The organism is Actinomyces sp. Z5, assembly GCF_003287795.1.
GTDB classification, from domain to species: domain Bacteria; phylum Actinomycetota; class Actinomycetes; order Actinomycetales; family Actinomycetaceae; genus Actinomyces; species Actinomyces glycerinitolerans.
Map to the genome: position 1 here is coordinate 24276 of NZ_QMIN01000032.1, position 8020 is coordinate 32295.

Annotated in this window: 7 protein-coding genes and 1 pseudogene; 7 read left to right on the forward strand and 1 reads right to left on the reverse strand. The window is 69.4% G+C overall.

Features of this window, described 5'->3' with window-relative positions; all coding sequences use genetic code 11:
- Positions 1 to 413 precede the first annotated feature (413 nt).
- The 7 genes from DRB06_RS03580 (at position 414) to DRB06_RS03610 (ending at position 7048) form a co-directional block, all read left to right on the forward strand.
- Positions 414 to 1142, forward strand: coding sequence for a metalloregulator ArsR/SmtB family transcription factor (locus DRB06_RS03580; protein WP_108967359.1), 729 nt, complete (start codon positions 414 to 416; stop codon positions 1140 to 1142).
- On the forward strand, positions 1142 to 2581 hold the full coding sequence (gene sufB / locus DRB06_RS03585; RefSeq protein WP_111819147.1) for a Fe-S cluster assembly protein SufB: 1440 nt from the start codon (positions 1142 to 1144) through the stop codon (positions 2579 to 2581). Before DRB06_RS03580 ends, sufB begins: the two co-directional genes overlap by 1 nt.
- Before the next feature lie 60 nt (positions 2582 to 2641).
- Positions 2642 to 3877 carry a Fe-S cluster assembly protein SufD gene (gene sufD, locus DRB06_RS03590; protein ID WP_111819148.1) on the forward strand — a complete coding sequence of 412 codons (1236 nt, stop codon included), beginning with the start codon at positions 2642 to 2644 and terminating at the stop codon, positions 3875 to 3877.
- A 79-nt stretch (positions 3878 to 3956) separates the two neighbouring features.
- Positions 3957 to 4706, forward strand: coding sequence for a Fe-S cluster assembly ATPase SufC (gene sufC, locus DRB06_RS03595; protein WP_108967354.1), 750 nt, complete (start codon positions 3957 to 3959; stop codon positions 4704 to 4706).
- A gap of 58 nt (positions 4707 to 4764) precedes the next feature.
- Positions 4765 to 6132: an aminotransferase class V-fold PLP-dependent enzyme gene (locus DRB06_RS03600; protein ID WP_108967351.1), complete on the forward strand. Its 1368-nt coding sequence runs from the start codon at positions 4765 to 4767 to the stop codon at positions 6130 to 6132.
- Between the two features lie 2 nt (positions 6133 to 6134).
- On the forward strand, positions 6135 to 6602 hold the full coding sequence (sufU, locus tag DRB06_RS03605; RefSeq protein WP_073331697.1) for a Fe-S cluster assembly sulfur transfer protein SufU: 468 nt from the start codon (positions 6135 to 6137) through the stop codon (positions 6600 to 6602).
- A gap of 74 nt (positions 6603 to 6676) precedes the next feature.
- The gene (locus DRB06_RS03610) at positions 6677 to 7048 is read left to right on the forward strand and encodes a metal-sulfur cluster assembly factor (protein ID WP_073331699.1); all 372 of its coding nucleotides are present in this window, start codon (positions 6677 to 6679) and stop codon (positions 7046 to 7048) included.
- Here the strand turns inward: DRB06_RS03610 and DRB06_RS16020 are convergent.
- Positions 7038 to 8020 (reverse strand): annotated as a pseudogene (locus DRB06_RS16020) (hypothetical protein); the annotation flags it as partial. The gene DRB06_RS03610 and the pseudogene DRB06_RS16020 overlap by 11 nt on opposite strands.

The window sequence follows — 8020 nt, forward strand, 5'->3', positions numbered from 1 at the left end:
CGCTCCGGCTGAGACGGGGAGGACGGTGGACACGGCGTCCAACCGCGGGCTGGTGATCTCGGCCGCCGACAGACGCAGCATGAGGCTGAAACGCTCAGCTGAAACGTTCAATGGCGGCGGGTCAACGGCCGGGTAAGTTAGCACAGGTCGGCGCACTCCAAGTGCCACCCGGCGTCGGCTGCGGCAGAGTTGCGCCGTTTCTCACGGCCATACTTTGTCCGGGCATTCGTCCGGGCGAGTAGTGGAAGCGAGCTCCCCGGCGTCAACGTGCTCCATCGCACTTGCTGACGTCGCGGCGGAAACTTGCGAGACCGGAATTTGAGAACGAAGATGTTCGTTAAAATCTGGTGCACACAGGCGGAGCCAACCGGGGCCCCGCTGCCGCATCGCCCAGCCGCGGAGAGGAGTCAACCATGAGTCAGACCGACGACGACTCAACCCGCTCCCGAGTCCTTGACCTTATCGCCGAGAAGGGCCCCGTATCCGCCGCACAACTGGCCAAGGTCCTGGGCCTGACCCCCGCGGCCGTGCGGCGCCACATCACCGCGCTGGAGCAGGCCGGGCAAATCGAGGCCCACGCCCCCGCTGCCAACGGCAAACGCCGTCGCGGCCGCCCGGCACGCTTCTACGTCGCCACTCCCGACGCCCGCACCACCTTCGGCGAGGGCTACTCGGAACTGGCCAACCGCGCCCTGTCCTACCTGTCTCAGGTCGGCGGGGAGAAGGCGATCGACTCCTTCGCCGCCTCCCGCGGACGCGATCTGGAGCGCCGCTACATGCCGATCGTGGAAGCCGCCGGCAAGGATCCCGCCGACCGGGCGCGCGCCCTGGCGGATGCCCTGACCCTGGACGGCTACGCCGCCACCGTCCGCGACGTCGGCGACGGCACCTTCGCGGTGCAACTGTGCCAGGGCCACTGTCCGGTGCGCGACGTCGCCGGGCACTTCCATGAGCTGTGCGACGCCGAGACCCGCACCTTCGCCCGCCTACTCGGCGTCCCCGTGCAACGCCTGGCCACTCTCGCGGGCGGCGAGCACGTATGCACCACCCATGTACCCATCGCCATGCCCACCCTGCGCAAGCGCGCGGTCCGGGCGGCAGACCAGCGGAGCCGTCGGCCCCGCGTAACGGAAGGAAACTGATGACAGCACCCGTGACGGAAAGCGTGCGCAGTAGCGACGACGAGATCATCGACTCGATCTCTGAGACCTATGAGTACGGCTGGCACGACTCCGACGCCGCCGGCCTGTCCGCACGGCGTGGCCTGGACGAGCAGGTGGTGCGCGAGATCTCCGCACTCAAGGGCGAACCCGAATGGATGCTGCAGAAGCGGCTGAAGGCCTACGACATTTTCCAGCGCAAGCCCATGCCCACCTGGGGCGTGGACATGTCCGACTTCGACCTGGACCAGGTCAAGTACTTCGTCCGTTCCACGGACAAGCCCGCCAACTCCTGGGAGGACCTGCCCGAGGACATCCGCAACACCTACGACCGGCTCGGCATCCCTCAGGCGGAGCGCGACCGGCTCGTGGCCGGTGTCGCCGCCCAGTACGAGTCCGAGGTCGTCTACGAGCAGATCCGTGAGGATCTTCAGCAGCAGGGCGTCATCTTCCTGGACACCGACTCCGCCCTGAAGCAGTACCCCGAATTGTTCAAGGAGTACTTCGGCTCTGTGGTCCCCGCCGGCGACAACAAGTTCGCCGCCCTTAACACCGCCGTCTGGTCGGGCGGTTCCTTCATCTACGTGCCGCCGGGCGTTAAGGTCGAGATCCCGCTGCAGGCCTACTTCCGCATCAACACTGAGAACATGGGCCAGTTCGAGCGCACCCTGATCATCGCCGACGAGGGCTCCTACGTGCACTACGTGGAGGGGTGCACCGCCCCCATCTACTCCACCGACTCTCTGCACGCCGCCATCGTGGAGATCATCGTCAAGAAGAACGCCCGCGTGCGCTACACGACCATCCAGAACTGGTCCAACAATGTCTACAACCTGGTCACCCAGCGCGCCACCTGCGAGGAGGGCGCCACCATGGAGTGGGTGGACGGCAACATCGGTTCCAAGCGGAACATGAAGTACCCGGCCGTATTCCTGATGGGGCCTCACGCCCGCGGCGAGGCGCTGTCAATCGCCTTCGCCGGTGCCGGCCAGCACCAGGACACGGGCGCCAAGATGATCCACATGGCGCCCCACACCTCCAGCCACATCGTCTCCAAGTCGATCTCCCGCGGCGGCGGCCGCTCCGGCTACCGCGGTCTGGTGCAGATTCAGAAGAACGCCCGGCACTCCAAGTCCAATGTCCTGTGTGACGCGCTGCTGGTGGACGAGATCTCCCGCTCGGACACCTACCCATATGTGGATGTGCGCACCGACGACGTCGAGATGGGGCACGAGGCCACCGTCTCCAAGGTCAGTGCCGACCAGCTGTTCTACCTGATGCAGCGTGGACTGACCGAGACGGAGGCCATGGCCACGATCGTGCGCGGATTCGTCGAGCCGATCGCCCGCGAGCTGCCCATGGAGTACGCCCTGGAGCTCAACCGGCTCATCGAGCTGCAGATGGAGAACTCCGTCGGCTGACGCCGTCCCCGTACCCTCCCCGACCACGAGCCGCCGGCAAAGCGCCGGCAAGGAGCACCAATGCCCGAACTGAAAACCGACCACTCGCGTGCAGCGCTCGAGGGGGCACATTCGCACGGCCAGCGCCGCTACGTTTCCTCGCGCGCCGACCGGCCCACCTCCTTCGACCCGGCCGACATCCCCGCGCCGCATGGACGCGAAGAGGAGTGGCGTTTCACCCCGATCAAGCGCTTCGCACCACTGTTCGACCTCGACGCCGTCACCGCCGGCACCGCCGCAAACCCGCTCAGCGTGGACATCGACGCCCCGGCGGGAGTCGGCGTCGAGACCGTCTCCCGGGACGACCCGCGGCTGGGCGTCGTCGGCGCCCCCGTGGACCGCACCGGCGTCGTCGCCTGGGCCGCCTTCCACGACGCCACGGTCGTCACCCTGCCGGCGGGCGCCGGGCTGGAACGGGCCGTGCGCGTGACCACCACGGGCACCGACACGGGGCTGGAGCACCCCGCCGCCCAGCACATCCGCATCGCGGCCCTGGGCGACTCCGTTGCCACGGTTGTTCTGGACCACCGCGGCACCGCGGCACTCACGCAGACGGTGGAGGCGACCGTCGCCGACGGCGCCGAACTGACCCTGGTCACCATCCAGGGCTGGGAGGACGCTGCCATCCACGCCTCCAACCACCGCCTGCGTGTGGAGGGGCGGGGCACCCTCAAGCACGTCGTCGTCTCCCTGGGCGGAGACGTGCGTATCTGCTCCGACCTCGGCTTCAAGGGCGAGGGCGGCCACATCGACGCCTACGGCGTGTACTTCACCGACGCCGGCCAGCACCAGGAGCACCGCCCCTACGTGGCCCACACCGAGCCGCACTGCTACTCGCGGGTGGCCTACAAGGGCGCCCTACAGGGGCAGGGGGCGCACTCGGTGTGGGTGGGCGACTGCCTGATCGGCGCCGGCGCTCGCGGCACCGACACCTACGAGCTCAACCGCAACCTGGTGCTCACCCAGGGCGCCAAGGCGGACTCCATCCCCAACCTGGAGATTGAGAACGGCAACATCGTGGGCGCCGGCCACGCCTCCGCGACCGGCCGCTTCGACGACGAGCAGCTGTTCTACCTGCGCGCCCGCGGCATCCCGGAGATGGAGGCCCGCCGGCTGGTGGTACTTGGCTTCTTCAACGAGATCGTCGCAGAGATCCGCGTGCCCGAGGTCGAGGAACGGCTCATGGCCGCCATCGAGCAGGAGCTCGAACTGAACGCGCTCGTCTCCGCCCGCGAACAGGCCACAGCGGCCGAGTAGCCCCGCGTCACCCCGTCCGGGCCACCCCGGCAGACCATCCACCAATCAGCCTCACGGATAAAGAAGAAGACAAGCAGCGATGAGTACCCTCGAGATCAAGAACCTCCACGTCCAGGTCGCCACCAACGACGGCCCCAAGCCCATCCTCAAGGGCGTCGACCTCACCGTCGCCTCCGGCGAAGTGCACGCCATCATGGGTCCCAACGGCTCCGGCAAGTCGACCCTGGCCTACTCCATCGCCGGCCACCCCGACTACGAGATCACCGACGGCGAGGTGCTGCTCGACGGCGAGAACCTCCTGGACATGACCGTCGATGAGCGGGCCCGCGCCGGCCTGTTCCTGGCCATGCAGTACCCGGTGGAGGTCCCCGGCGTCACCGTCTCCAACTTCCTGCGCACCGCCAAGACCGCCATCGACGGCGAGGCCCCCAAGGTGCGCCAGTGGATCGGGCAGGTCAACCAGGCCATGGAGAACCTGCGCATGGACCCCGCCTTCGCCCAGCGCGACGTCAACGCCGGCTTCTCCGGCGGCGAGAAGAAGCGCTTCGAGATCCTGCAGATGGAACTGCTGCGCCCCCGCTTCGCCATCCTGGACGAGACCGACTCCGGCCTGGACATCGACGCCCTGCGCATCGTCTCCGAGGGCGTCAACCGCCTGCACGACTCCTCCGACGCCGGCTTCCTGCTGATCACCCACTACACGCGCATCCTGCGCTACATCAAGCCCAGCCACATCCACGTGTTCGTGGACGGGCACGTCGCCGAGGAGGGCGGCCCGGACCTGGCCGACCGGCTGGAGGAAGAGGGCTACGACCGCTTCGTCGCCTGAACAGCCCCAATCCGCCGGCGTCTCGCCAGCACCAGCCCCCGCAGGAGACCAAACGCAAATGATTGAAACGCCCCAGTCGCCCCAGAGCCAGGTGGGTGACGCTCCCGGCGCGGACGCGCCGCTGACCGCTGCCGAGGTCGACGCTCTACGCGCCGACTTCCCCTACCTGGAGCGTCCGGCCCGCAACGGTGAGCCGCTGGCCTACCTCGACTGGGCCGCCACCAGTCAGAAGCCGGTCGGCGTCATCCTCGCGGAGGCCGACTTCTACCGCCGGTCCAACGGTGCCGCCGGGCGCTCCACCTACCAGCTGGCCGACGAGGCGACCGCCGTGTGGGAGGACGCGCGCGACGCCGTCGCCGCCTTCGTCGGCGCCCGCGGCAGCCAACTGGTGTTCACCAAGAACGCCACCGAGGCCATCAACCTGGTGGCCCTGGCCATCGGGCACGCCAGCCTGTCCCGGCCCGCCGGCCACGGCGGGCCGGCCGCGGGAGCCACCGACCCCTCCGCCCGGTTGCGCCTTCGCCCCGGCGACGAGATCGTCGTGACCGTGGCCGAGCACCACGCCAACCTGGTGCCCTGGCAGGAGCTGGCCGCCCGCACCGGCGCCATCCTGCGCTGGCTGGACCTGACCGCGGACGGGCGCATCGACCTGGGCACGGTCGACGTCATCACCGACCGCACCAAGGTGCTCGCGCTGACTCACGCCTCCAACGTCACCGGCGCGGTCACCCCGCTGGAGGGCATCCTGCCGGCCGCCCGCAGCGCCGGCGCCCTGGTGGTGCTGGACACCTGTCAGTCCTCTCCGCACCTGCCCCTGGACTTCGCGGCGCTGTCCGCGGCCGGAGTGGATGCGATGGTGCTTTCCAGCCACAAGATGCTGGGCCCCACCGGTATCGGTGCCCTGGTGGCCACCGAGGAGCTGCTGGACGCGATGCCGCCGGTGCTCACCGGCGGGTCCATGATTGAGACCGTCACCATGGCCTCCTCCACCTACATGCCTGCCCCCGCGCGTTTCGAGGCCGGCAGTCAGCCGCTCGCCCAGGCCGCCGGCTGGCACGCCGCCGTCGACTACCTGGCCGAGGTGGGTCTGGGGCGGCTGCACTCCCGCGAACAGGTGCTGCTCGACCGGGCCCTGCGGGGCATGGCGGAGGTGCCCGGGCTGCGTCTGCTCGGTCCCGCCGATGCCCACGACCGCGTCGGCGTGGTCGCATTCACGCTCGACGGGGTGCACCCGCATGATGTCGGTCAGGTGTTGGACGCCGCCGGTGTAGCGGTGCGCACCGGCCACCACTGCGCCCAGCCGGTCCACGCCCACTTCGGGGTGCCGTCTTCTTCACGGATATCCTTCGGCCCGGTGACCACACCCGCGGAGATCGACCGCTTCCTGGAAGCCGTCGCCTCCGTCCGCGGATACTTCCAGAGGTGAACATGAACGATCTTGATCAGCTCTATCAGCAGGTAATCCTCGATCACTCGCGAGAGCGCCACGGCTCCGGGGCGCTGGAGGCCCCGGACTCCACCTCCCACCAGGTCAACCCGACCTGCGGGGATGAGGTCACATTGGGTGTGCGCGTGCGCGACGGACGCATCGAAGCCGTCGGTTGGGAGGGGGACGGCTGTTCCATCTCCCAGGCCTCCATCTCCATCATGCACGACCTCGTCGACGGCGCCGACCTGACCACGGTGGCGCGGCTCGAGGGCGACTTCGATGCCCTCATGCACTCGCGCGGCCGCGGCGTGGACGACTCGGTGCTGGACGAGCTGGAGGACGCCGCCGCCTTCGAGGGCGTGTCCAAGTACCCCAATCGCATTAAGTGCGCGCTGTTGGGATGGATCGCGCTCAAGGATGCGTTGCTGAAGGCAGGCGTCCCGCTGGACGCCGCCAAGGCGGACTGAAACCGCCTGTGCGGCGGGCTTCCGCCCGGCCGCCCCAAAACCACAGCCCCTGTCTCAATCCACCAGGAGGAGTTATGAGCGAGACCGCTCCGGCCACCAACCCGATGGCCGCGCAGCACGCGCCCACCAGCGTCGCGGACGTGGACGTCGCCGCCATTGAGGAGGCACTGCGCGACGTCGTCGACCCCGAGCTGGGCATTAACGTCGTCGACCTCGGCCTGCTGTACGGCATCTCGATCGAGCCCGACGGCACCGTCGTGCTCGACATGACCCTGACCACCGCCGCCTGCCCGCTCACCGACGTGATCGAGGAGCAGGTCCAGCAGGCGCTCGGGTTCATCGTCGACAAGGTGCGTGTGCAGTGGGTGTGGCTGCCGCCGTGGGGCCCGGACCGGATCACCCCGGAGGGCCGCGACCAGCTGCGCGCCCTCGGTTTCAACGTCTGAGACGCGCGTAGGCGAAGGCAGACTGCAGCCCACGTCCGGCAGGCTGCCGCCCGATGGCCGGGTGCAGGTCACGGCGGTGCGCCACCACCGCGCCCGCCATTGTCCCCGTCGCGCCGACCAGGACCAGCCAGACCATTGTTGGATCGCCCGCCTGAGCGAACAGCCCTGCGTCAATCATCGACTGCGGCAGGTCGAGGCTGGGGCCGAGCTGGGCGATTCCGAGCCCTGCGAGCAATGGTGCCCATGCCAGCCACCGTAGCCGTGGCCAGGCGCCACCCAGCAGCGCGGTGACGCCAGTGCAGGCCGCTGCGGCGGGCCACTGGCCGGCGACCAGCCGCAGCGCGTCATCGGCGGTGGTGTCCAGCAGCGCGTGTCCCACCAGCCCCGCGACCAGAGCGGCCGCACCGAGCGTGAGCCCCGCTGCGAACAGTGCGACCAGACACTGGCCGATTAGCAGCCGCGCCGGCCCGGTGCCGGTGGAGCGTTGCGCCTCAACCAACCCGGAGTACTCCTCGGCCGCGAAGCGTCCCGTCAGCGCCACCGATTGCGTGCAGGCCAGGGCCGCCACCAGCACGCCGATGTAACCCAGGAATCCCGTGCCTGGATCGCCACCGCCCAGCAGCGAGCTGAACGTGCCGCCGTCCACCGCTCCCTGCCGGGCCAGTTCAACCATGTTCTCGCCCATGGCCGTGAGCACCCCGGCGATGGCGGCGGCGGCCAGCGCCCACGCCAGCAGCTGGCCGCGCGAGCGCCGCAGCGCGAGCGTCATCGGTCCGCGAACCCGCAGTGGACGGTGCCGGCCCGGCCCGATGCGGATCAGTCCGGCCCCCAGGTCGCGGCGGCGCGCGGCGCCCGCCGCCGTGGCAAGCAGAATCACCAGGGCGGCGCCCGCGATCGCTGCGGGCTGCCAGTTGTTCTTCCCGCCGGGATCAATCGCGCTGCGCAGCGCGAACGGCGACCAGGCACCCGCCC